Origin of the sequence: Hoeflea ulvae (assembly GCF_026619435.1) — a bacterium.
Taxonomy (GTDB): Bacteria; Pseudomonadota; Alphaproteobacteria; order Rhizobiales; family Rhizobiaceae; genus Hoeflea; species Hoeflea ulvae.
The window spans coordinates 3,022,780-3,044,422 of sequence record NZ_JAOVZQ010000001.1 but is presented as its reverse complement, the minus strand read 5'-3'; the positions used below and the strand labels follow the sequence as shown (position 1 = coordinate 3,044,422).

At 59.8% G+C, this 21,643-nt stretch carries 20 protein-coding genes and 1 tRNA gene; 12 read left to right on the top strand and 9 right to left on the bottom strand.

The window, feature by feature from the left end:
- Nucleotides 1-5: 5 nt before the first annotated feature.
- From trmFO to OEG82_RS14380, 4 genes are all read right to left on the bottom strand, one after another.
- Nucleotides 6-1,442 (bottom strand): methylenetetrahydrofolate--tRNA-(uracil(54)-C(5))-methyltransferase (FADH(2)-oxidizing) TrmFO, encoded by a 1,437-nt coding sequence (gene trmFO / locus OEG82_RS14395; RefSeq protein WP_267613097.1) that lies wholly within the window; start codon nt 1,440-1,442, stop codon nt 6-8.
- Nucleotides 1,443-1,553: 111 nt separating this feature from the next.
- Nucleotides 1,554-1,700: a DUF1127 domain-containing protein gene (locus OEG82_RS14390; protein ID WP_267613096.1), complete on the bottom strand. Its 147-nt coding sequence runs from the start codon at nt 1,698-1,700 to the stop codon at nt 1,554-1,556.
- A 295-nt stretch (nt 1,701-1,995) separates the two neighbouring features.
- Nucleotides 1,996-2,139: a DUF1127 domain-containing protein gene (locus OEG82_RS14385; RefSeq protein WP_082128072.1), complete on the bottom strand. Its 144-nt coding sequence runs from the start codon at nt 2,137-2,139 to the stop codon at nt 1,996-1,998.
- A gap of 403 nt (nt 2,140-2,542) precedes the next feature.
- On the bottom strand, nt 2,543-2,683 hold the full coding sequence (locus OEG82_RS14380; RefSeq protein ID WP_267613095.1) for a DUF1127 domain-containing protein: 141 nt from the start codon (nt 2,681-2,683) through the stop codon (nt 2,543-2,545).
- Nucleotides 2,684-2,955: 272 nt separating this feature from the next.
- Between OEG82_RS14380 and OEG82_RS14375 the strand changes: the two genes are divergently transcribed.
- From OEG82_RS14375 to OEG82_RS14365, 3 genes are all read left to right on the top strand, one after another.
- Nucleotides 2,956-4,068, top strand: a complete 1,113-nt coding sequence (locus OEG82_RS14375; protein ID WP_267613094.1) for a DUF2157 domain-containing protein — start codon at nt 2,956-2,958, stop codon at nt 4,066-4,068.
- Nucleotides 4,065-4,667, top strand: coding sequence for a GDYXXLXY domain-containing protein (locus tag OEG82_RS14370; protein ID WP_267613093.1), 603 nt, complete (start codon nt 4,065-4,067; stop codon nt 4,665-4,667). The genes OEG82_RS14375 and OEG82_RS14370 overlap by 4 nt, the downstream gene beginning before the upstream one ends.
- Nucleotides 4,668-4,812: 145 nt before the next feature.
- Nucleotides 4,813-4,897, top strand: a tRNA-Leu gene (locus OEG82_RS14365).
- Nucleotides 4,898-5,020: 123 nt separating this feature from the next.
- Here the strand turns inward: OEG82_RS14365 and OEG82_RS14360 are convergent.
- The 5 genes from OEG82_RS14360 to OEG82_RS14340 all read right to left on the bottom strand — a co-directional run bounded on the left by OEG82_RS14360 (nt 5,021) and on the right by OEG82_RS14340 (nt 9,931).
- Nucleotides 5,021-5,713, bottom strand: coding sequence for a hypothetical protein (locus OEG82_RS14360; RefSeq protein WP_267613092.1), 693 nt, complete (start codon nt 5,711-5,713; stop codon nt 5,021-5,023).
- Nucleotides 5,714-6,171: 458 nt separating this feature from the next.
- On the bottom strand, nt 6,172-7,212 hold the full coding sequence (locus OEG82_RS14355; RefSeq protein ID WP_267613091.1) for a DUF4123 domain-containing protein: 1,041 nt from the start codon (nt 7,210-7,212) through the stop codon (nt 6,172-6,174).
- 2 nt (nt 7,213-7,214) lie between these two features.
- Nucleotides 7,215-7,595 carry a PAAR domain-containing protein gene (locus tag OEG82_RS14350; protein WP_267613090.1) on the bottom strand — a complete coding sequence of 127 codons (381 nt, stop codon included), beginning with the start codon at nt 7,593-7,595 and terminating at the stop codon, nt 7,215-7,217.
- A gap of 69 nt (nt 7,596-7,664) precedes the next feature.
- A complete protein-coding gene (locus tag OEG82_RS14345; RefSeq protein ID WP_267613089.1) occupies nt 7,665-9,728 on the bottom strand; it encodes a type VI secretion system Vgr family protein in 2,064 nt (687 codons plus the stop codon).
- A complete protein-coding gene (locus OEG82_RS14340) occupies nt 9,728-9,931 on the bottom strand; it encodes a hypothetical protein (protein ID WP_267613088.1) in 204 nt (67 codons plus the stop codon). Before OEG82_RS14340 ends, OEG82_RS14345 begins: the two co-directional genes overlap by 1 nt.
- 640 nt (nt 9,932-10,571) lie before the next feature.
- Between OEG82_RS14340 and OEG82_RS14335 the strand changes: the two genes are divergently transcribed.
- The 9 genes from OEG82_RS14335 to tssH all read left to right on the top strand — a co-directional run bounded on the left by OEG82_RS14335 (nt 10,572) and on the right by tssH (nt 21,635).
- The gene (locus OEG82_RS14335) at nt 10,572-11,105 is read left to right on the top strand and encodes an OmpA family protein (protein WP_267613087.1); all 534 of its coding nucleotides are present in this window, start codon (nt 10,572-10,574) and stop codon (nt 11,103-11,105) included.
- Nucleotides 11,106-12,467, top strand: coding sequence for a type VI secretion system protein TssA (locus OEG82_RS14330; protein WP_267613086.1), 1,362 nt, complete (start codon nt 11,106-11,108; stop codon nt 12,465-12,467).
- 79 nt (nt 12,468-12,546) lie between these two features.
- Nucleotides 12,547-13,101, top strand: coding sequence for a type VI secretion system contractile sheath small subunit (gene tssB / locus OEG82_RS14325; protein ID WP_267613085.1), 555 nt, complete (start codon nt 12,547-12,549; stop codon nt 13,099-13,101).
- 39 nt (nt 13,102-13,140) lie between these two features.
- Nucleotides 13,141-14,637, top strand: a complete 1,497-nt coding sequence (gene tssC, locus OEG82_RS14320) for a type VI secretion system contractile sheath large subunit (RefSeq protein ID WP_267613084.1) — start codon at nt 13,141-13,143, stop codon at nt 14,635-14,637.
- A gap of 70 nt (nt 14,638-14,707) precedes the next feature.
- Nucleotides 14,708-15,196 carry an Hcp family type VI secretion system effector gene (locus OEG82_RS14315; RefSeq protein ID WP_267613083.1) on the top strand — a complete coding sequence of 163 codons (489 nt, stop codon included), beginning with the start codon at nt 14,708-14,710 and terminating at the stop codon, nt 15,194-15,196.
- A gap of 253 nt (nt 15,197-15,449) precedes the next feature.
- Nucleotides 15,450-15,890, top strand: coding sequence for a GPW/gp25 family protein (locus OEG82_RS14310; RefSeq protein ID WP_267613082.1), 441 nt, complete (start codon nt 15,450-15,452; stop codon nt 15,888-15,890).
- Complete coding sequence (gene tssF / locus OEG82_RS14305; protein ID WP_267613081.1) at nt 15,887-17,827, top strand: type VI secretion system baseplate subunit TssF; 1,941 nt, start codon at nt 15,887-15,889, stop codon at nt 17,825-17,827. The genes OEG82_RS14310 and tssF overlap by 4 nt, the downstream gene beginning before the upstream one ends.
- The gene (gene tssG, locus OEG82_RS14300; RefSeq protein ID WP_267613080.1) at nt 17,824-18,840 is read left to right on the top strand and encodes a type VI secretion system baseplate subunit TssG; all 1,017 of its coding nucleotides are present in this window, start codon (nt 17,824-17,826) and stop codon (nt 18,838-18,840) included. The genes tssF and tssG overlap by 4 nt, the downstream gene beginning before the upstream one ends.
- A 29-nt stretch (nt 18,841-18,869) precedes the next feature.
- The gene (gene tssH, locus OEG82_RS14295) at nt 18,870-21,635 is read left to right on the top strand and encodes a type VI secretion system ATPase TssH (RefSeq protein WP_267613079.1); all 2,766 of its coding nucleotides are present in this window, start codon (nt 18,870-18,872) and stop codon (nt 21,633-21,635) included.
- Nucleotides 21,636-21,643: the final 8 nt, after the last annotated feature.

Below are 21,643 nucleotides of genomic sequence, written 5' to 3'. Positions count from 1 at the left end.
AAAACCTATTCCGCCGCATCCTGAGCCGCAGCGGGATCGAGCCATTCGCCGAAATCGGCCAAGGCACGGCGGGCCATGGCCTGTTTCTTGGCCTTTGCCTTGTCCTTTCCGCGGAACCGGCCGCCGCCCTCGGGCTTGACGATAGCGCCGGGGTCGAGCGGCGGAAACAGTCCGAAATTGACATTCATCGGCTGGAACGAGCGTTTGCCGGGTTCGTCATCGCTCAGAATATGGCCACCGGTGATGTGGTTGAGCAGCGCACCGAAAGCGCTTGTGACCGGCGGTGGAGCAAGCTCTTCGCCCAAAACCTCGGCTGCCGCAAAGCGGCCGGCCAGCAGGCCCATGGCGGCGCTTTCGACATAGCCTTCGCAGCCGGTGATCTGGCCGGCAAAACGCAGGCCGGGCCGGCTCTTGAGCTGCAGCTTGCCATCCAGCAGCAGCGGCGAGTTGAGATAGGTGTTGCGGTGCAGGCCGCCAAGCCGGGCGAACTCGGCATTCTGCAGGCCCGGGATCATCCGGATGATGTCGCCCTGGGCGCCGTATTTGAGCTTGGTCTGGAAACCGACCATGTTGTAAAGCGTGCCCAGCGCGTTGTCCTGGCGCAATTGCACCACGGCATAGGCCTTGACGTCGGGCTGATGGGCATTGGTCAGCCCCATCGGCTTCATCGGGCCGTAGCGCAGGGTCTCGCGGCCGCGCTCGGCCATGATCTCGATCGGCAGGCAGCCGTCGAAATAGGGCGTGCCTTCCCATTCCTTGAAGCCGGTGGTGTCGCCGGCGATCAGAGCATCGATGAAGGCATCATACTGATCCTTGTCCATCGGGCAGTTGATATAGTCCTTGCCGGTGCCGCCGGGGCCGACCTTGTCGTAACGCGACTGGAACCAGCACACCGACATGTCGATCGAATCTGTGTGAATGATCGGCGCGATCGCATCGAAGAAGGCGAGCGCATCCTGACCGGTCTCGGCACTGATCGCCTCGGCAAGACCGGGAGCGGTCAGCGGGCCGGTGGCGATGATGGTCTGGCCCCAGTCGGCCGGCGGCAGACCGGTGACTTCCTCGCGGGCAATGGTGATCAACGGTTCGGCTTCGATCGCATCGGTGACGGCTTGCGCAAACCCTTCGCGATCAACGGCGAGCGCGCCGCCTGCAGGAACCTGGTTGCGGTCGGCACAGGCCATGATCAGCGAACCGGCCAGTCGCATCTCGGCGTGGATGACGCCGACGGCATTGTTTTCCGCGTCATCGGAGCGGAACGAGTTGGAACAGACCAGTTCCGCCAGGCTGTCGGTCTTGTGGGCTTCGGTGCCGCGGACCGGCCGCATCTCATGCAGGATGACGGGCAGGCCGCGGCGGGCGATCTGCCAGGCGGCTTCCGAGCCGGCGAGGCCGCCGCCGATGACGTGGATGGGGGAACGGGAAGAACTGGTTTTGGTCATGGCGTCCGTTTATCACGGGCGCGATCGCGCCTCAACGAGGATATGTGCGGCGGCAGAAACGAAAACGGCGCCCAGAAGGACGCCGTAACGAACGGTCGTTTGCAGAAGCGATTAACGGTTGCGAAGGCCGCGGGCAACCGAATCGATTTCGAAACGGCTCAGGCCGATATCGGCAAGGGCTTCGTTCGAAAGATTGGAGAGTTCCTGAGCGGTCTGGCGCGATTTCATCCAGCTGCGTGCGCGGTTGATGATTCTCATGGTCGTGTTCCTCGGGTGGGCCCGTTGCGGGCGATCAATCTGATGCCCGTCATATAGGCATTTGCCACTCATTTGTGCAGAGCAATAATCGCAGCCCTGTTATGCGCTTTCCGAATGGCTGGTCAGCATGCTGTTCAGTTTCGGATCGTGCCCAAAAAAGCAGCATCGTCCTGCGCTGTCGCAGCCCGAACTCCCTGCGCCAGTGCAATTGAGACCTGCACAAACGGAAACAGCGCCCTGTCTCCAGGGCGCCGTTTTAAATGACCGGACTAAACCCGGTCAGACGTTCTTGGTCTTAGTTGGCCGGGCGACGGGCAACGAAGGGAATGTCGCCGCGGGAGATGCCGAGGTCGTTGAGTTCGCGCTCGGACATGCGGCCGAGTTCGTTGACAGTGTTGCGGTAGTCGCGCCAGTCTTTGTAAGCCTTACGGAAGTTCATGGTCTTTTCCTTTCAGATTGGCGCCGGGAATTCGACGCCGCGTTTCATGATTTTAATATAGGTGCGTTGTTCGGATTGTGCAGTGCAAAAAAATGCAAAGGAGCCATGCGAAATCTGCAAGTCACGCCGTTAACCTGTTGTTAAAGATTGATAACTTGACGCCAAACTCAACGCTCGATTGAGATCGGCGGGCCCGTTCCGGGCACGGGAGAGCGCGGCCCGGACAATGGGTCGGATGGCATGGAGAACAGATGTGGAAGGGGGCAAAAAAATAACGCCCACCGGGGGAGGAGGATCCGGTGGGCGTCATTTTGGGAGACTGATGCTCGGGAGGAGGATGAACACCAGTCACATCGAAGCGGCTATTTGGGAGGAGGAGGTGCCGCTCCGAATTCTTGAATTTCTACAAGGCGCGCCGTGCGGCGAATGGGATATCGCCCCGTGACATGCCGATGTCGCTCAACTCGCGTTCCGAAAGCCTGTTCAGCTCGACGCATGTTTCGCGGTATTTCCGCCAGCTGGCGTAGGAGCGGATCAAGTTCATGGATACTCTCCTCTGGTCCTGCTGTTGTGTGGTTCGCCACCGTGGCGTTCCGATGTTTTGAATATAGGGGCATCTAATCGATTTGTGCAGTGCAATATTCTCATAGAAGCCATTCCGTTTTTGCATGGCTGCGGGCTTGTTCGGCAAAATCTGCCTCATAGCTGTGCGATTCCGTCATGTGCCGGAGGCGACATGCCGTTTTTGGCGGCCATTGTCCGTTGTGCCGCATGATGTAGTCTGCAAATCGAGATCTTCAAGGAAAGAATCGCGTCATGTTCCGCAGCTATCTCGCGCGTGAAATCGGCCATTGGTCCAGCCGTGGGCTGTTGCAGCCCGGACAGGCGGAAGAACTGCTTGCGGATCATGACCGTCGCCATACCGGGTTCAGTCTTTCGGGCGTGCTGGCCGTGTTGGCCGCGGTGCTGCTCGGCGCCGCGGTGGTTGCGCTGGTTGCGGCGAACTGGGAGGCCATTGCCCGGCCGCTGCGGGTGGCGGTGATTGCCGGGCTGATTGGCGCCGGCCTTGGCATTGCTGCCGTCGCGCTGCGCCGCAATGCCCGCTGGATCGCCGAAGCAGCCCTTGTGTTCACGCTACTCGTTTTTGGCGCGGGGATCGCGCTGGTCGGGCAGATGTATCATCTCAGCGGCGATGATGCCGGTTTCATGCTGGCCTGGACCATCGGCGCCCTGGTGGTGTCGCTGGCCTTTGCCTCGGGCATGGCGGCGATCAGCGCTGGTGTGCTGGGCCTGGGCTTTCTGCTGGCCGAATCGGCCATCTTCATGTCCGGTTCGATAGAGCTTCTCAATCTGCCGGGGTATATGACGGTGCTTGCGGTGGCCCTGGTCACCGGACTTGCGGCCTGGCGCGCGCGCTCCAGGCTCGCCGGGCATGTGTGTGCGGTGTTGCTTCTGGGCTGGGTGATGTGGATCGTCGACGAGGCCACCGATCTCGATCCACGCCATGTGCTGATCGTGATCGGGGCTGCGGCGTTTGCCGCAGGATCGCTCACGCCGTCGCTGCCGCCCGGCATGATGCGGCGGCATGGAACCCTATCGGCCTATGGCGCGGTGCTGTTTTTATCCGGGCTGGGCCTGGTCCAGATTGATCCTGGCGATGTGGGCCTTGCAGCCGAAATGGCATTTGCGGCGGTGATCCTGCTTGCCAGTGTCGGCATCCTCGTGGTGGCCGGCGGTGAAAACCGGCTGATCCGGCGATTTGCCTATGTCTGCTTCGCCTGCGAGACCATCTATGTGGTGAGCGAAACCCTGGGCAGCCTGCTCGGTAGCGCCGGCTTCCTGTTCCTTGGCGGTCTGGTGCTGGCGGTCATCGCCTTTGCGGTGATGAAGATCGAAAGGCGTTTCAAGGCCGGGGAGGGCCGGTCATGACGGGGTTGAGCCAGTTCCTGCGCCGCGACATCAATCCGGTGATCGCCGCCCTTGTCTCCGCAGTGGTGCTGATCGGCATGCTGGGTGTGATGATCCAGGGCCGGGCGGCGATTTTGCAGAACGGCGCCGAGATCATCTTGAAGGCCGGCCCGGTCGATCCGCGTGACCTGATGCGCGGCGATTATGTCAGGCTCGCCTATGAAAGCATTTCGGTGGCGGACGCCGCGCTGTTTGAAGGCGAGTGGCCCGACAAGCCCGGTCCTGTGACCGTGTGGCTGACACTGGAAACCGACAAGAACGGGCTGGCTGTGCCCACCGCCATCACCCGTGACAAGCCGGTGCCCGGCAATCCCGCGGCTGTCTATCTCAAAAGCAAGCCGGTGCAGCTCTATGGCGAGCGCTCCGCGCAAAATGCCAGCGTGCCTCTGCAATTCGGCATCGAGCGCTATTATGTGCCCGAAGGCGAGGGGCTGGAGATCGAGGCTGCGCGCAATGCCGGCCGCACCACGGTGGCGGTTCGGGTATCCAAGAACGGCACGGCGCAGATCGCGCGGTTGATGATCGATGGCGAGGCGCTCTACCAGGAACCCCTCTACTGACCCAGCCGCCGGCAAAACCGCCCGCGGCACGGTCGCCCGACGCGATGGCAAGAGCCACGTTTTTTTGTTTGATCAGTGCCAAACGGGTGCTATAGACCGCCCAGTTCAGAGCCGCCGCATGCATGCGGCCCGATGGTTCTGCAGTGCGGGTGTGGCGGAATTGGTAGACGCACTTGGTTTAGGTCCAAGCGCCGAGAGGCTTGGGGGTTCGAGTCCCTTCACCCGCACCATTTTGTTTTTCCTGATTGATTGATAGTTCTGAACGGCTGGCAGCGGCTCGAATGACGCTCGCCATCCGCATGATCTTCCGGCCGGGCTTGTCAGATGCAGAGTCGTGCAGGGTTAATGGACCGCTAGCCGGCTGGTCTCAGTGCCAAAGCGACGTTACTTGCCAGACCCAGCGAATATACCGCCATCAGCAGCAATGGCGCATGACCGGGATCGCGCCTTTCGAGCTCCGGAACAAGAGCCAGGGCTGCATCACGCTCCCTGATCAGGCCGGAGTCGGACCTGGACGGAGCCAATGTGCGAAGCTGGTCATCCGCGCCCGCGTTCAGGATCATGCTGGATAGATAGGTGTCGCATATGTCATAGCCCAGTGCCGTCAGGTGCTGATCCATTCTTATTCCGCTTATTTTCGAATCCAGCAGAGCCGGTGTCAGCGTGTTGGGCTCGGCTTTGCCGATGAACGCGCGGTCAATGCAGATCAGGATCACCTCGCCGGAAGCATGGTCCGGCGGCACATAGCCGAGCAGCTCACCCAAATCGTCCCAAAGCTGGAATGCGGACCAGTATTCGGCCTGCGGCGGAACCGATATCCTGCCCGGCAAGCTTGCGTCAGGGCCGACGAACACGCTTGGCCATACCGCCACATCCACAGAGCAGCCGAACGGGGCGTCGGGCCACAGCGAATAATCCCCGGCTGCCGCCCATCGCTGCGCGGCTTTGGCGCGATCGATGCGCAGGTCGAGAGCAAGAGGACGTTCCGGCACCTCAGATAACAGCATCATGTCCTCCCGGTTTTTCAGGCATTGAGACCCGGTCATCACCGTCCAAATATGGAGGCCGTACTCCTGCAGGGCCGATTAATTGGGGCGGCTTGCGCATTCCCAGTCGAGCATGGGCCCACCGCCTAGCGGACGGATCTACAGACATTCTACCCGTCCTTTGTTCCAGAAGCACTGACATGTTCGAGGATTTTGACGCATAACCCGGTAGTGGGCATGATCACCGGGGCACGGATAGTGTGGTCTGCTCGGAGGCACACGGTCAATGCGCTCGAGCTCTTCCGTTCCGGCAGGCGGCGAACACTGCGGGCATGGATTACACTCGGCACAGCTTTCATCTGTAGTAGAGGTCGAGGAAGTTTCATCCGCTTCATCTGAAGCATTGTCGATTGAGTTCGCGACCACCAGCGCACCAGCACCGAGCGTAACTGCGGATATTATGCCGAAAAGAACCCAGCCTGGCGGTCCACCCGCAACGAGAGGTAAAGCTGCGGCGTTCATGGGCCGGTCTTCCCAATTTGACGGTAGGCGGCGGACAATGAGCGCATCATTAAGTCCACCTTCCTGTCAGGAGTATGCTCACCGTTTGTCATGTAGCGACGCACTCCGTCTTGTTGAAGTATGCGGCCGCCAGTGAACATCTCCAGATATGCCCATTTTGCGGCAGATTTCTGGCTTCTGATTCCCAGACTGCGTCGGTTTGCTTCTGCTTGGCGGACCATTTCGTACAATTGATCTCTCGACAACTCATGTGTGGCCTCGGGCAAGACCCGCTGCAAATATTTCGCGATAAAGTCGTCGTTACGGCTTTGATTTCGCTTGTCGAGGGTACCGTATTGCTCCGGCAGAATTCTAAGCAAACCGCGCGGTTTCAATGGCAATTGACGTGGCCGCGGAAAACTTGCCACCTTGTCCTGGTCGATCACGATCGCTTCTGCATCGCCGAACAGGCGCGAGACCTGGGCCGCATCCAGCAACGGGAGCAGCATTGCCATGACGCGGGGATCGCTGTGCCGGAAAATCACGATGTTGTAGCTGTCGGGCGGTGCAACGGGTTCATTATCATCATGTGTGTGATTGCTATGGTTTTCATGATCGCCCGCATGGATTGCTGCTTCAGCGGACGCTGCGCCCTCGGTCGATTTGGTTTCGTCGTCATCGCCGGTCGTGTCCGGATCTTTTGGCTTTCCAGGAATCTCGGCCACATTCAACCGCCGCAGATGCCGATAGATCTCGTCGGTTGTCGCTTCGCCGTGTTCCGGCCAGACCCACCAGACAATCGCCGGTTTGTTGTCGGCCAGTGCAATCAGCTTGCGGGCCGAGCTGCGGCTAGGCAGTTCCACCAGATGCGGGCCGGCGATTTCGGTGTCGGGTGAGGGGTCTTTTTCGTCGAGATAGAGCGGGTGAAACGGCAGCCCTGCATCGGTGAGCAAATCCTGCAGATTGTCGAAATGGGCGGCGTCAACCACGGCGTAGCGCCGGCCTTCGATCCCGTCGAGAATTTCAATCAGTTCCTCGGTGGTATCGGTGCCCGGCATGATCAGCCCTTGACGAAGGGCGAGCCGGAGCTCGCCGCCTGTTTGAGGCAGGGTTTGGAGACTTTTGCGAATCCCGGTCCACCGCCGCCATCCCCAATCAGCACGCTCACCATCCCGGAGATGATCACGCCGCCATGGGCGGTGGTGTCGCCCAGGCGGGCGGCGGGCAGGTTGTTGAACAGCACGGTCGCCGAGCCCTTTACGATCATATCGATCGGGCCGGTGCATAGCGCCTTGTCGGTGACCCGGGCGGCGGGCAGGTTGCCGATGAGAATGTTTGGCGAGCAGGCAGGCAGGATCGGGCCTCCGACATGTGGTACCGGACCTGGATTGACCATGGGGCAGGTATGCATGTCGCTCACGCGCGCGGCTGGTTGTCCCATCAAGTTCTCCCTGGTCTTGTCATGTCGGCCGTCCCGTGCGGACCGGCGCAGGGCTGTGTGCTGCGGCGGTCATTTTTCCGACGACCTCGGATAGCGTTTGGCGTGCGGTTCTGCACATTTCTTCGGTCGCGGTACGGTACTCTTGCTCACCTTGCTGCCGCGCGACGGGGCGCCGCCGCAATTGACCCGGACCAGCGTTCCCTCGATCTGGATGCCAGCGGGACTGATCTTGATGAAGTTTCCGCCGACTGACAGGCAGATGCTGGTGCCGGCGTCGATCACCACCTCTGTTCCGGCGTCGACAAAATAGCTTCGGCCGACATCGACATGACCCTTGCTGCCGATCTTGCACAGCAGGTCGTTGCCGATCTCGTGCTGCAGATTGCTGCCGACATCGACCAGCCGGTCGCCACCGACCGTGAGATTTTCGTCGCCGCCTATGTTGCGTGTCTGCGAGCCGCCAATGGTCTCGTCACGGTTGCCGCCCACCTCCTCGCGGTGGTCGCCGTGAACGGTCATGTCCTTGTCTCTATCGATCCTTTGCGACTGGGATTTTGCAACGTGGAAATCGCGATTTCCCCCGACATCCCAGGTCTCGTCGTCCAGAATGATGCTGTTGAAATATTTCTGGCCATGCAGGAAGATCTCTTCCTCGCCGGCCTCGTCCTCGAAGCGGAACTCGTTGTAGCCGCCGGCCTTGTGCGAATCGGATTTGAAGGTTGACCGGGTCTTGAACTGGGGCAGGGTGTAGGGCGGCATGTTTTCGGCGTTGTAGACGCAGCCGGTGACCAACGGCCGGTCCGGGTCGCCTTCGAGGAATTCGACCATCACCTCCATGCCGATGCGCGGGATGATCATCCCGCCCCATTGCTTGCTGGCCCAGTTCTGCGCCACCCGGCAGCGCATCGACTGGTCATCCTCGCGGTCCCAGTGGAACCGCACCAGGATGCGGCCATATTCGTCGCAATCGATCTCCTCGCCTTCCTTGCCCACCACCTTGGCGGTCTGCGGCCCGTGCACCAGCGGGCGCGGGGTGATCTGCATCGGCCGGAAGTCGATCTCGCTGTCGAGAAACTCATACTGACCTTCATAGCTGTCCTCGCCGGTCGAGCCGGCGCCGGTGCGGTACTGCTGGGAGATGAAGCTGTGCTGGCAGCGCAGCACCACATATTCGGTGTTGTAGGCCTCGAAGGGGTAGTCGGTCAGCTCGACCAGGCTGCCGGGAAACAGGGTGACGCAATTGCCAGATCCCATGCAACGTCTGTCAAGGGCAGCTTCGGATTGCATCCGGATCTGTGCCACGGTCCTGCCGGCACCCTGGTCAAGATGGCGTCCGGGGTAATCATAGATTTCCTTGTCGGCATGCTCGTAGCTGGCGGTACCGTCGTGGACGCCTTCCATTTTGGCCGACGGGGTTTTGAAATTGTAGTCGCGGACGGACACCTTGCCGGAGGTAAAGCGCCGCTCGGGAATGAAATGGTGGATGCATTCGCTGGCCCTCCGGTCTTGGCCGGCCAGCGGCAAATAGGGGCGGGACCCGCCAGGGGTTGCTTCGCACTGGCTGATATTGTCAAACAGTACAAGCTTGTGCGCTCCGTCCTCGTGGATAAAGAACCAGCTGATGCCGTTTTCCTCCATCAACCGGCAGACAAAGGCCATGTCGGTTTCGCGGTACTGCACGCAATATTCGATCGGTTCGAAAGAGCCGGCGGTACGGTCCTCGAATTCGGCGAGCGAGCCGTGGCGTCCGAAGACTTCGGAAATGATGTCGGTGACGGTTTTTTCGTGGAAGATGAAGCAATCGGCCCGGTGTGACAGCAGCCACAGCCAGGGCCGCAGCACCAGCCGGTAGCAATGGAAATGGTCGCGGACGCCCAGCCACTGGGTTTCGGTCAGAATGCCGTCAAATTTGCGCTTGCCGCCGGAGGTTCCATGGATGGTCAAGGTTACATTCTTGCCGATGGCCTCGTCGAAATCTAGGCCGCCTTCGTTGCTCAGCGCCTCGATCCGGTACTCGAACAGTTCGCTGACACCTTCCGAGCCATCGAAACGCGACAACACGAGAACGTCCTTGCCGAACGGCGTTTCAAGAACCCCGGCGCGCTTGTCCTGTTTAAGAGTAACAGCGTTCATCAACCCCTCCGCGCCCAGTGGCAGGCCTGGCCGCGTGCGGCTGCCGGCTGGTTCTCGACATCGGCAACAAAACTCCCCCGGACCAGACCCATGTCATTGCTTGAGCAATACTGGGTGATAATCTCATCTTCGTCCAGTCCGGCCGAGTTTTCGCGCCGCATAATGCTGAAACGCCCAGTCGAATCGACCATTTCCTCGGACATGCTGCTTTCCCGTCGAAGCATGGAAGTGTTGCCAGATCAGCTTCCCACTGTTTAGATTTCTTGGCAATTGCCATTGCGTTCCGGACAACCAGAATAGGTCCGTTTGAAATACGAATATCGGCAAAATATTTTAGTTATGGGTAGAATCGTGCATTTGCGCGGAGACAACAAACGTCAAAATACGTCATGTAAATCTAGACATACAACGCAAGGACCGGATGAATGGCGATGCCCGAATCATACGGAAAATATCGTTGGTTTTCGGAAGTGAGCCTGTTGATACAAATTTCTGAAAGTCACGGTCAATAACTGCACGATTATCAATGTTTTCAATAAGTTTATAGAAAAAGACATACAGAATGTCCCGAACTGGTTCGGGAGGGCCGGTCATTTGGCATCAAACGGCAGCATGCTTACCGGCCTGCATTGCGGGATGGATGTCTTGAAGGCTCATGTATCGATCCGAAGTGATGGTCACATTCGGAGATGTCTGACTGCGAAAAACTGAAAAAAGATTATAAGAATCAATATATCAGTACGCCCATTTGGACATCTTGTGAATTGAAGCGCATCTTGTGCGGCATTGACTTGAAAAAATCCCAATCCTATAGTTGAGAAAATTCTCATGGAGGCTTTTGACATGCGTTTATGGACCATTACCCCGTTGGTATTGGCGCTGGCTTCGTTTTCTCTGGATGCGAAAGCGCAAAACACCTCTGAGCCAGCCTATACTGCCGATGAATTGGTAAATTTCATGGTGGAGCAGGTCGATCTCGGCAGTGCCCGCGCGCTGTGCATCGGCACCAAGTCGGAATGCGCCGCATCGCAGCCGAAACCCAAGGGTTTCGACATGCGGCTGACATTCGATCTCGATTCCAGCACATTGCGGCCGGAGGCCAAGGCCAATCTGGAGGTCGTTGCGGCGGCGCTCAAGGATGCCCGGCTCAGGGTGGCCAAGTTCAAGGTCGAAGGCCATACCGATGCCCGCGGCTCCGACGACTACAACATGAGCCTGTCGGTAGCGCGCGCCCGGTCGGTCGCGGACTTCCTGGTCTCCCGCAATGTCGACCGCTCCCGCATCGTTGCCGAAGGATTTGGTGAAGGTGCGCCCCTGACCGCGGATCCGCTGGATCCCGACAACCGGCGTGTGGAACTGAGTCTCAGCGTGGAGTAGGTGTCAAACGCAGCAGACACAGCATTTGCCGAGGCGCTTCAAAGGTTTCTGGAGCCGGTTTCGGCAGATTCGGTCTGCGGACCCGATCTCGATTTCGAGGATGACGCTGACTACGCCAATTTCATGTTCCCGCTTGAGGAGCTGCTGTCGCAGCGCTTTCTGGAGACAGGTGGAAAGCCGGCGGACCGTTCCAACATCAAGCTTGATGAGGTCATAGAGTCCATATCCGGGCTGCTGGAGCGCAGCCGCGACCTTCGCCTTGTCGCGGCTCTGGCGCAGTGCCACGCGGTACTGCTCAAGCCCGAGGGGGTTCTGGTCTGCGTGCAACTGATGCAGCGGATGCTGGAGACCTTCTGGGAGGAGGTGCATCCCGCTGCGACTGACGGCGACTTCGGGTATCGCCGGTCGATGGTCGAAGCGCTGGACGACCGGTCGAGGGTCGCGATCCCGATCGGTTATTTCCCGCTGGTCAATGACAAGAAGATCGGGCCGGTGAGCTACCGGGTCTGGGAAATTGCGCAGAAGCCGGAGCTGAAACTTCCCGCCGAAACCCCGATGCAGGCGCTGCAGGTTTCCGAGGCCTTCAACAGCGAGGCCGGGCGCGGCCAGGTGCAGGCCAGCTATGATGTGTTCAAGGGCTTGCAATCGGCGCTCAAGGGCATTCGCTCTGTGTTCCTGGAAAATATCGATTTCGACAATGTGCCATCTTTCGGCATAACGCTGGGCGCGATCGATGACGTGATTGCCATGCTCGAGCGCGAGGCGCCGTGGCTGTTGCCGGAGACAGAGCCCGGTGCCGAAGACATGCTCGCGGGGGACGCGGAAGCCATTGGCGGCGATGCGCCGGCGAGCCTTGCTGCCGCACCGCCGGCGGCGGCAGTTCTGCCGCTGACCGATATTTCCAGCCATTCCCAGGCCGCGGCGCTGCTGACCCAGATCGAGAGATATTTCTGCAATTTCGAGCCCTCGTCGCCGGCCCTGATCCTGGTCCATCAGGCCCGCAAGCTTCTGGGACGACCGCTGGTGGAGGCACTCGAGGCCCTGGCTCCGTCACGCGTCGACGCGGCGCGTTTGATCGTCGACACCGGCAGCGGCTTCACGCTGAGCATAGACCGCATGCGGCAATTGACGGCGTCGGCGCTGTTTCAGCCCGAGGAGTCCGGTCCAGGGGATGAGCCGGAAGCGGTGGCGGTGACCAGCCGCGAGGCTGCCAGCAGCGCCATGCAGTCGATCGAACGGTTCCTCGCCGTTCTCGAGCCGACAAGTCCGGTGCCGCTGTTGTTGTCGCGCGCACGCTCATTGATGAACAAAGATTTCAGTGGACTGCTCAGTGACTATTTCAATCAAACTGAGGGTCAGTAAAGAAGTCGGGACGGTGATAGTTTTGTTTGACAACGCTAATTCTATCTGGCTTTCTATCACATAAAAAGGGGAGATTACAGTGGCTTCGGATAGTGGACAGAAGTTTATCAAGCGCAATCGTCCGCCGCGCGTTCAGATTTCCTATGAAGACCCGGGCGACGCTGAAAAGATAGTAGAATTGCCATTTGTAATGGGTGTCATGGCCGATCTTTCTGGCAATGCTTCGCCTGTTGAAAAGCCATCTATGTCGGAACGCAAATTCTCCGACGTCGATATGGACAATATTGACGCATACATGGCGAGTATCAAGCCGGCCATCTCGATGAAGGTTGACAACAAGCTGGGCGAAGACGCTGGCAACGAGAAGCTCGGGATCAACCTGACCTTCTCGAAGATGGCGGATTTCGAACCGGCCGCCGTCGTTCGCCAGATTCCGGCATTGAACGCGCTTCTGGAAGCACGCGAGCAACTGGCCAACCTGCAACGCTACATGGACGGCAAGGTGGCTGCGGAGGACAAGCTGAAAGAGCTTCTGTCCAATCCGGAAATGATGCGGGCGATGAGCGAACACCGCGCTGCGAAGCAGAATGCGGATGCGGAAAATCCGTCTGAAGATGCAGACAAAACCGACTAACTCAGGCCGTCGGGGCTGTGAACTGAAATTGGGGGTACGATGTCGGCGCAAGAATCCAATCAAAAACAGGCGGGAGTCCTGGAGACCCAGGTCGAAGTCGGCGAGTTTTCTTCTCTGCTGAAGCAGTCCTTCAAGCCGAAGACCGAACGAGCGGCGACCGAGGTGGACAATGCCATCACCACGCTGGTCAAGACCGCGCTGGCGGACAGTGAAGTCATTCAGGAGGATGTGCTCGACACGATCGGCGAAATGATCCGCCGGCTGGACGAGCAATTGTCGGCGCAGCTCAACGAGGTGATGCATGCCCCGGAGTTCCAGGCGGTCGAAAGCGCCTGGAACGGGCTGAACTATCTGTCGACAAATTCCGAGACGGATTCGACGCTGAAACTGCGGGTGATGAATGTCTCCAAGAGTGAACTCTACCGTGACCTGAAGAGCTATCCGGGTGCAAAGTGGGACCAGAGCCCGCTGTTCAAGAAGCTCTACGAGGCCGAGTTCGGGCAATTGGGCGGCCAGCCTTACGGCGCATTGGTCGGCGACTTCTACTTTGACCACACCAGCCAGGATGTGGCCTTGCTGCGGGATCTGGGCAAGGTTGCGGCTGCCGCGCATTGTCCGTTCATTTCCGGCGCCGATCCGAACCTGTTCGGCTGGGATTCCTGGAACGAGCTGGTCAATCCGCGCGACCTGTCGAAGATTTTCGAAACGCCAGATTATGCCGGCTGGCGCTCGTTGCGCGATTCGGAGAATTCGCGCTACGTGGCGCTGTGCATGCCGCGCGTGCTGGCCCGCGAACCCTTCGGTTCCAAGACCGTCAAGGTCGAGGAGTTCAATTTCGAGGAGGAGGTCGACGGTCATGACGGGCGCAAATATGCATGGATGAATGCGTCCTATGCGATGGCGGCCAATATCAACCGAGCCTACAAGGAATATGGCTGGACGGTGCGGATCCGGGGTGTCAATTCGGGCGGCGAGGTGATCAACCTGCCGCTCCACACTTTCCCGACCGATGATGGTTCTGTGGACCAGAAGTGCCCCACCGAAATCGCCATCAGCGACCGGCGCGAGGGCGAATTGTCCAAATCCGGCCTGATTCCGCTGGTTCACCGGAAGAACTCCGACAAGGCTGCCTTTATCGGGGCCCAGTCACTCTACAAGCCGCGCAAGATGAGCACGGAAGAGGCGACGGCGTCCGACAATCTGTCGGCGCGCATTCCCTACATGTTCGCCTGCTCGCGGTTTGCCCATTATCTCAAATGCATGGTGCGCGATCAGGTTGGCGACACCAAGGAGCGGGAAGATCTGCAGCGCTGGTTGCAGACCTGGATCATGCGGTATGTCGATGGCGATCCGCGCAACTCAACCTCGGAAGTCAAGGCCCGGAAACCATTGGCAGATGCCCGGGTCGATGTGTTCGAAGATCCCGAAAACCCGGGATATTACGGCGCAAAATTTTTCCTGAGACCGCATTTCCAGCTCGAGGGAATGGATATCGGACTCAGCCTCGTATCCAAGCTTCCGTCGGAAAAGAAGTAATGCGGTGTTCCTGCCGCGTTTGAATTGGCAGGTGCGCGGACGATAAGAGAGCCCATGAGAGGAGACAGCCATGGCTACAAACATGCATCTGAAAATCGACAGTATCGAAGGTGAATCCCGAAAAAAGGGGCATGAAGGACAGATCGAGATCACCAGCTGGGCCTTCGGGATGGATCAGCAGGCTTCTGTCGGCCATGGCCACGGTTCCGGCGCGGGCCGGGTTTCGGTTCGCGACGTGGTGTTGACCAAGAGCATCTGCAAATCCGACGCTGCGCTGATGCAGCATTGCTGCAGCGGCAAGCATATTCCCGAAATCACGCTGTTTTGCGAGAAAGCGGGCGGCGAGACCACGGTTGAATATGTGAAGATCGTGATGAAGCAGGTTCTGGTCACCAATCACACCGTTTCGGGCGCTTTGGGAAGCGACGAGGTTGCCGTGGATGTGTCGTTGAACTTCGCCGAATACGTGGTCACCTACACCCAGCAGGCCGAGGATGGTTCTGCCGGTCCGACGACCACCCAGGGTTGGAATGTCGCCGAAAACCGGTCTGCCGCGTAACGCTGGACCAGCCGGGATTTGCACCGGCGGATCATCATGGCTGCGACCCTTTCTCTATAGTGCTCCCCGGCTCAACGGGGAGCACGGATGATGTTTGGTGACAATGGCCGACAATGACAGATTTCGCGTTCCGTTGCTGCATTGTTTCCAGGATGCTTTTTACAACGGGGATTCTCGATCCGAGAAGGTCGAATCCCGCTCGGACAAGCGCGCTGGCAGGAAAGGCGCCGCAGTGGCCCGGGAGGAGGGGATCATGATGTCGGCCGCCGACCGGTTGCGCCGCAAGGGCCTGAGCGAAACCGAGGTGCGGCAGCAGGTGATGGACTCGCTCATCGACGTCGTCAACACCATTGATCTGCAGAGCTCCGTGGACCTTACCGGCCTGGACTATGCTTCCAAATCCATTCTCAATTACGGGCTTTACGACATTTCTCACCTGACCAGCGAGGACATGAGCCTTGCAACGCTGGAACAGAACGTGGTGGCGGCGCTGCTATGCTACGAGCCGCGGATCAACAAGGAAACGCTCAGGGTCAGACGTGACACACAGTTCAATGATGTCGACCAGAAACTGCGTCTGTCGATCTATGCGGAAGTGTCCTTCCTCAACCTTGAAGTGCCGATCGAATTCGTCGCGGAAATCGACATCGGCGCGAGCAAGGTCAGTTTGCTGAAGGCGTCCACCTTGTCATGAACAGAGAGTTTTTAGAGTTTTACGACCGCGAACTGAAACTTCTCTATGAACGTTCGAAGGAGTTCGCCGAGGAATTTCCCGGCGTGGCGGCGCGTCTTGGAGCGTTGACCGAGGACCAGATGGATCCGACGCTGGTCGGATTGCTCGAGGGGGCTGCCTTCCTTGCCGCCCGGGTCCAGCTCAAGATCAAGAGCGAGTTCGACACCTTCACGACCGAAATGCTGGAACACCTGATTCCCGGCTTTCTGGCGCCGATTCCCTCCTTCGCCATGGTCCGCGCGATGCCGGATTTCTCAGATCCCGGCCTGCGCGACGGGGTGTTTCTCAAGGCCGGCGACTATCTGGACACGAGTTTCGTCGAGCGCGAAAAACGGATTGCCTGCCGCTACCGGCTGGTCACCGATCTGGCCTTGTGGCCTTACCAGGTGACCAAGGCGGAATATTTTTCCACCACCGCGCCAATGCAGGCGCGCGGCATCGAGACCTCGGTCTCCGTGGCCAGCGGCCTGTGTCTCGAATTGTCGCTGCGCGGCGGGCCGGTTTCCAAGGATGCGGCACCCGGACCACCGGTCAACAGCTGCACGCCGGACGAGCTGACCTTTCATCTGGTCGAGTCGGTGTCGGATTCGGCGACGCTGTACGAATTGCTGTTTTCAAAACTCGGACGGATCATCATCCGTCACGCCAAGGAGGGGATGGCGCCGAAATTCGAGATCCTGCCGGCCACCGCGATCGAGGAGATCGGCTTTGAAGAAGGCAAATCGCTGTTCGGCCATGACGACAAGGTGTTTGCCGGCTTCAACCAGCTGAAGGAATATTTCCTGTTTCCGCACCGGTTTCTCGGGTTTCGCCTGAGGGGACTTGCGGACAAGCTCAAACATATCGAAGCGGACCGGTTCGAAATCTATTTCGAATTCGAATCCTCGTCCAAGCGCATGTCCTCGATCATCAAGGCCAAGAGTTTCGCGCTCTATGCCGCGCCGGTTGCAAACCTGTTCGAGGCGACATGCACGCCGGTGCCGATACGGACGCAGGATCATGAACATGTGGTCGTGGTGGACCGCAGCCGGCCGCTGGAATACGAGATCTACAAGATCCTCGAGGTCAATGCTCTGTTTCCGCGGCGAAAGGACAAGATCCCGGTGTCGCCGCTCTATTCGGCGCCGCTTGGCAACATGCCCCTCAACAAGGCGCATTTCTACACGTCGAGACAGATAGAACGGCGAAAGACCGATGCCGAACGCCGCACCGGGCTGGTCAGCAATTATCTGGGCACCGACACCTTCATCTCCTTGCGCGAACCGGCGGAGGAAGATGTTGCCGAGCGGGTGAGGTCGCTCAATGTCAGGGCGCTGGTGAGCAACCGGCATCTGACCGACCAGCTTCCGGTGCGGCGCGGCAGGGCGGATTTCGTGGCGGTCGAGGACACCAAGCTGGAATTCGAGTGCATCGCCGGACCGACCCCGCCGCGGGATTCGCTGCTGTCGGGAAGTTTCCGCGGCCGCGGCGCCGATCCGACCGGGGCGATCCTGTGGAAGCTGATCAATTTTCTGCAATTCAACCATCTCGGATTGGCCGGACGCCCTGAAGGCGATGGCGCTGCGGCCTTGCGCGAAATGCTGATGGTTTTCGCCGATGCGTCCAATGCGGATATCGAACGCCGCATTCGCGGCATTGTCGATGTCTCGACCGAGCCGGTGGTCCGCAAGATCAAACAGGATACCGGTTACAATGCGGCGCGCGGTATCCGCGTGACCATCGAGTTTGACGAAACCGCCTTCGAGGGCAGCGGCGCCTTTCTGCTCGGCACGATTTTGAGCAAGTTTCTGGCCGAATATGCGGCGATTAACAGCTTTGTCGAAACCGCCATCCGCTCCCGGCAACGGGGCCAGATCAAGGTCTGGAAACCGGTCGTCGGGGAAAGGCAGTTGCTGTGAAGCTGATAGAGGACATCAAGGCCGATCCGTTTCGCCACAATTTCTACGCCGTCCTGCGCGAATTCGAACGGCATGCGGCGTCAAAACCCCGGATCGGGGATGGCGTCACGGTCAAGGATGACATCGTGGTGCTGTCGCAGGATCCCTACACGGCGTTTCCGGCCTCCAACATTGCCGCGATTGAACCGACGCCAAGCGGCGGGTCGCGATTGTCGATCCGGTTTCTGGGCATGTTCGGCCCGCAAGGCGCGCTGCCACTGCACATTACCGAGACCTCGCAGATCTGGGCCAATGGCAAGGATCCGTCCTTTGCCCGGTTCGTCGATGTGCTGTCGACCCGTTTCCTGCAGCTTTTCTACCGGGCATGGGCCGATTCACGTCCGATTGCCCAGTTTGAACGTCCTGAACTCGACCGTTTTCAGGTTTTTCTGGCAAGTTTTGGTGGCGTCGGCACGGAGACGATGCGCCATGCGGATGCGCGCACGCAGATTGGCCGCATTCCCTATACCGGGCTGGTCAATTCGCACGTCAAGAGCGCATCGCGCCTGAAGCAATTGCTGCAGGGGCTGCTCAAGCTTGACGTCGAGATCGAGCAATGGGTTGGCACCTGGCTGTCGCTGGACGTCACGGAGCGCACCGCAATGGGACGTCAATCGGCGCGGCTGGGCGTGGACAGTTTTGTCGGCAAGCGGATCTACAGCATCACCGAAAAGTTCCGCATCCGCATCCGCTGCCGGGATCAGGACGAGTATGAGCGCTTGCTGCCCGGGTCGGCGCTTGCCTCGGAACTTGCCGATCTGGCGTTCTATTATGTCGGATACCGGGCCGAATTCGATGTGGAGCTGGGATTGCCGCGCGACCAGGCGCCATCGATCAGACTGGGAAGTGCTGGCAAGCTGGGGCTTACTTCCTGGCTGCAGGGCGCGCGCACCGTCGAGGGTCCGGATCACCTGTTTGAAGCCCGGTTCAATCCGATGGCGCCCGGCAGCAAGGCGGGCCAAGCGCATGCGTGATGTTAATCCGACCAGATGGGGGGCGACCAATGAACGAGATTAGCCTGGAAACCGTAGCAGGAAAGCTGAACACCGTCGGTTACGACGCCTTCATGAAGGCCCTGAGGCAGGCCAGGACCGCCGGCAACCGCAATGTCGAAATGGCGCATTTGCTGCTGCATCTGGTGCAGAACGAGCGAACCGATGTGGCCCATACGCTGACCCATCTGGGTATCGACAAATCCGCGGTCGTGGCCGAGCTGGTGGCGACGACCTCCGGGTTCAGGGCCAATGAAACCGAGATGCCCGGGGTCTCCACCCAGATAATCGATCTTCTGGACAGGGGCTGGCACTATGCCACGCTGCTGTTTGGCGAGTTGCAGATCCGCAGCGGCCATCTGCTGGTGGCGGCGCTGAAATCGCCGAGCATCAAGCGCGCGATCGCATCGGCATCGCGCAGTCTCGGGGCGATCGATGCGGATGCGCTGATTGCCCAGCATCGCGAGTTCTGGCAGCGTTCGGACGAGTCCAATCTCAGGCCGATGGATGGGTTTTCGCCCAGTGGTGCGGCGGATGGCGGCGAAGACGGGCTGACGGAGGCAAAGGGCACCACCGCGCTCGACCGGTTTTCCATCGACATGACGGCGCAGGCCGCATCGGGAAAGCTTGACCCGATTGTCGGGCGCGACGAGGAAATCCGCCAGATCATCGATGTGCTGTCGCGGCGGCGGCAAAACAACCCGATCCTGACCGGCGAGGCCGGTGTCGGCAAGACCGCCGTGGTGGAGGGTTTTGCCCATTGCATCGCATCGGGCGATGTTCCGCCGGCGCTGCGCAATGTCCGGCTTCTGGCGCTGGATATCGGCCTGATGCAGGCCGGCGCGTCGCTCAAGGGCGAGTTCGAGCAGCGCCTGCGCTCGGTGATAGACGAGGTGCAGTCATCGCCCACCCCGATCATCCTGTTCATCGATGAAGCCCACACGCTGGTTGGCGCAGGCGGGGCGCAAGGCACCGGGGATGCTGCCAATCTGCTCAAGCCGGCGCTGGCCCGCGGCACCCTTCGGACAATCGGCGCCACCACCTGGGCCGAGTATCGCCAGTATTTCGAAAAGGACCCGGCGCTGACGCGGCGGTTTCAGCCCGTGCATGTCGATGAGCCGTCGATCGAGAAATGCTGCTACATGCTGCGCGGCATTCTTGGGCCGATGGAAAAGCATCACAATGTGCGGATCTCCGATGCCGCGCTGGTCGCCGCGGTTCAATTGTCGGCGCGCTATATTCCGGCGCGGCAATTGCCGGACAAGGCGGTGAGCCTGCTCGATACGGCCTGCGCCCGGGTCGCCATCAGCCAGAGCACCACGCCGGCGGCACTCGCCGATATCAGGGTGTCCATCGAAGCGGCCGGCAAGGAGCTCGACGCGCTGGGCAATGAGAGCGAATTGGGAAGCACCAATCCCGAGCGGATCGCCGAGCTCGAGCAGCTCGTTGCGGAGAAGGAGGCACAGCTTGCCGAGCGGCGGGCAGCCTATGACCGGGAAAAGGAGCTGGTGGACGAGATCATCGCCGCGCGCTCTGCTCTGCGTGCCGCGGCCGCGCCGTCCATGGAGACGCCTGAAGCTCAGGGACCAGTCACCGCCGAGCAAGGCGATCAAAATGTGACTGCGGATGAGCCGGGAGAACCTGAAGCCGCGGCGGAGGAAGATCCGGCAGGGGCCGCTGAGCCGTCAGAGACTGATACCGGCCTGAGGCTTGAGGAGCTCAACAGGTCACTGAGCGACATCCGCGACGACGAGCGCATGGTCTTTGCCCATGTCGACGAACAGGCGATTGCGGCCGTGGTGTCGGCCTGGACCGGGATTCCCGTGGGCCGCATGGTCCGCGATGAAATCCAATCGATCCTGAAATTGTCGGAGACGCTGAACAAGCGGGTCATCGGGCAGGCGCATGGCATCGACATGATCACCCGCCGCATCGAGACCAGCCGCGCCAAGCTCGACAATCCCAACAAGCCGATCGGGGTGTTCATGCTGTGCGGCCCGTCCGGGGTCGGCAAGACCGAGACCGCGCTGGCGCTGGCGGAAGCGATCTATGGCGGCGAGCAAAACATCATCACCATCAATATGAGCGAATTCCAGGAGGCCCACACGGTGTCGCTGCTCAAGGGCGCACCTCCGGGCTATGTCGGATATGGCGAAGGGGGACGGCTGACGGAAGCCGTGCGCCGCAAGCCCTACAGCGTCGTACTGCTCGACGAGGTCGAAAAGGCGCATTCCGACGTGCACGAGCTGTTTTTCCAGGTGTTTGACAAGGGGCGCATGGAGGACGGCACCGGCCGGGTGATCGACTTCAAGAATACCCTGATCATCCTGACCTCGAATGTCGGCACCGAGGCGATCATGCAACTGGCCGCCGAGGGCAAGACACGGCCCGACGTGGAGGAGCTGTCAAAAGCGTTGCGTCCCTATCTCCAGCAGGTTTTCCCGCCAGCGCTGCTTGGCCGCATCGTCACCATCCCCTATTTCCCGCTGTCCCAGGACATGCTGGGCGGGATTGTCAAATTGCAACTCGAGCAGATCAAGCGGCGGGTGCGCGACAATCACAATGCCGAACTGATCTGCACGGACGGGCTGATCGACTACATCGTCTCGTGCTGCAACGATCCCGATTCCGGCGGCCGGATGATCGACAATATCATCACCAACACCTTGCTGCCCGATCTTGCCCGGCATTTCCTGCACAGCTCGATGGAGCAGGCGGAATTCAGGACGGTGACGGTCGACCACAAGGACGGCAACTACACTTACGCGCTGGAATAGGGGCTGAC

Bases quoted from the DNA above. Each gene is read 5' to 3' on its own strand.
- trmFO (WP_267613097.1), bottom strand. From the start codon at position 1,442: ATGACCAAAACCAGTTCTTCCCGTTCCCCCATCCACGTCATCGGCGGC.
- OEG82_RS14390 (WP_267613096.1), bottom strand. From the start codon at position 1,700: ATGAGAATCATCAACCGCGCACGCAGCTGGATGAAATCGCGCCAGACC.
- OEG82_RS14385 (WP_082128072.1), bottom strand. From the start codon at position 2,139: ATGAACTTCCGTAAGGCTTACAAAGACTGGCGCGACTACCGCAACACT.
- OEG82_RS14380 (WP_267613095.1), bottom strand. From the start codon at position 2,683: ATGAACTTGATCCGCTCCTACGCCAGCTGGCGGAAATACCGCGAAACA.
- OEG82_RS14375 (WP_267613094.1), top strand. From the start codon at position 2,956: ATGTTCCGCAGCTATCTCGCGCGTGAAATCGGCCATTGGTCCAGCCGT.
- OEG82_RS14370 (WP_267613093.1), top strand. From the start codon at position 4,065: ATGACGGGGTTGAGCCAGTTCCTGCGCCGCGACATCAATCCGGTGATC.
- OEG82_RS14360 (WP_267613092.1), bottom strand. From the start codon at position 5,713: ATGACCGGGTCTCAATGCCTGAAAAACCGGGAGGACATGATGCTGTTA.
- OEG82_RS14355 (WP_267613091.1), bottom strand. From the start codon at position 7,212: ATGCCGGGCACCGATACCACCGAGGAACTGATTGAAATTCTCGACGGG.
- OEG82_RS14350 (WP_267613090.1), bottom strand. From the start codon at position 7,595: ATGGGACAACCAGCCGCGCGCGTGAGCGACATGCATACCTGCCCCATG.
- OEG82_RS14345 (WP_267613089.1), bottom strand. From the start codon at position 9,728: ATGAACGCTGTTACTCTTAAACAGGACAAGCGCGCCGGGGTTCTTGAA.
- OEG82_RS14340 (WP_267613088.1), bottom strand. From the start codon at position 9,931: ATGTCCGAGGAAATGGTCGATTCGACTGGGCGTTTCAGCATTATGCGG.
- OEG82_RS14335 (WP_267613087.1), top strand. From the start codon at position 10,572: ATGCGTTTATGGACCATTACCCCGTTGGTATTGGCGCTGGCTTCGTTT.
- tssC (WP_267613084.1), top strand. From the start codon at position 13,141: ATGTCGGCGCAAGAATCCAATCAAAAACAGGCGGGAGTCCTGGAGACC.
- OEG82_RS14315 (WP_267613083.1), top strand. From the start codon at position 14,708: ATGGCTACAAACATGCATCTGAAAATCGACAGTATCGAAGGTGAATCC.
- OEG82_RS14310 (WP_267613082.1), top strand. From the start codon at position 15,450: ATGATGTCGGCCGCCGACCGGTTGCGCCGCAAGGGCCTGAGCGAAACC.
- tssF (WP_267613081.1), top strand. From the start codon at position 15,887: ATGAACAGAGAGTTTTTAGAGTTTTACGACCGCGAACTGAAACTTCTC.
- tssH (WP_267613079.1), top strand. From the start codon at position 18,870: ATGAACGAGATTAGCCTGGAAACCGTAGCAGGAAAGCTGAACACCGTC.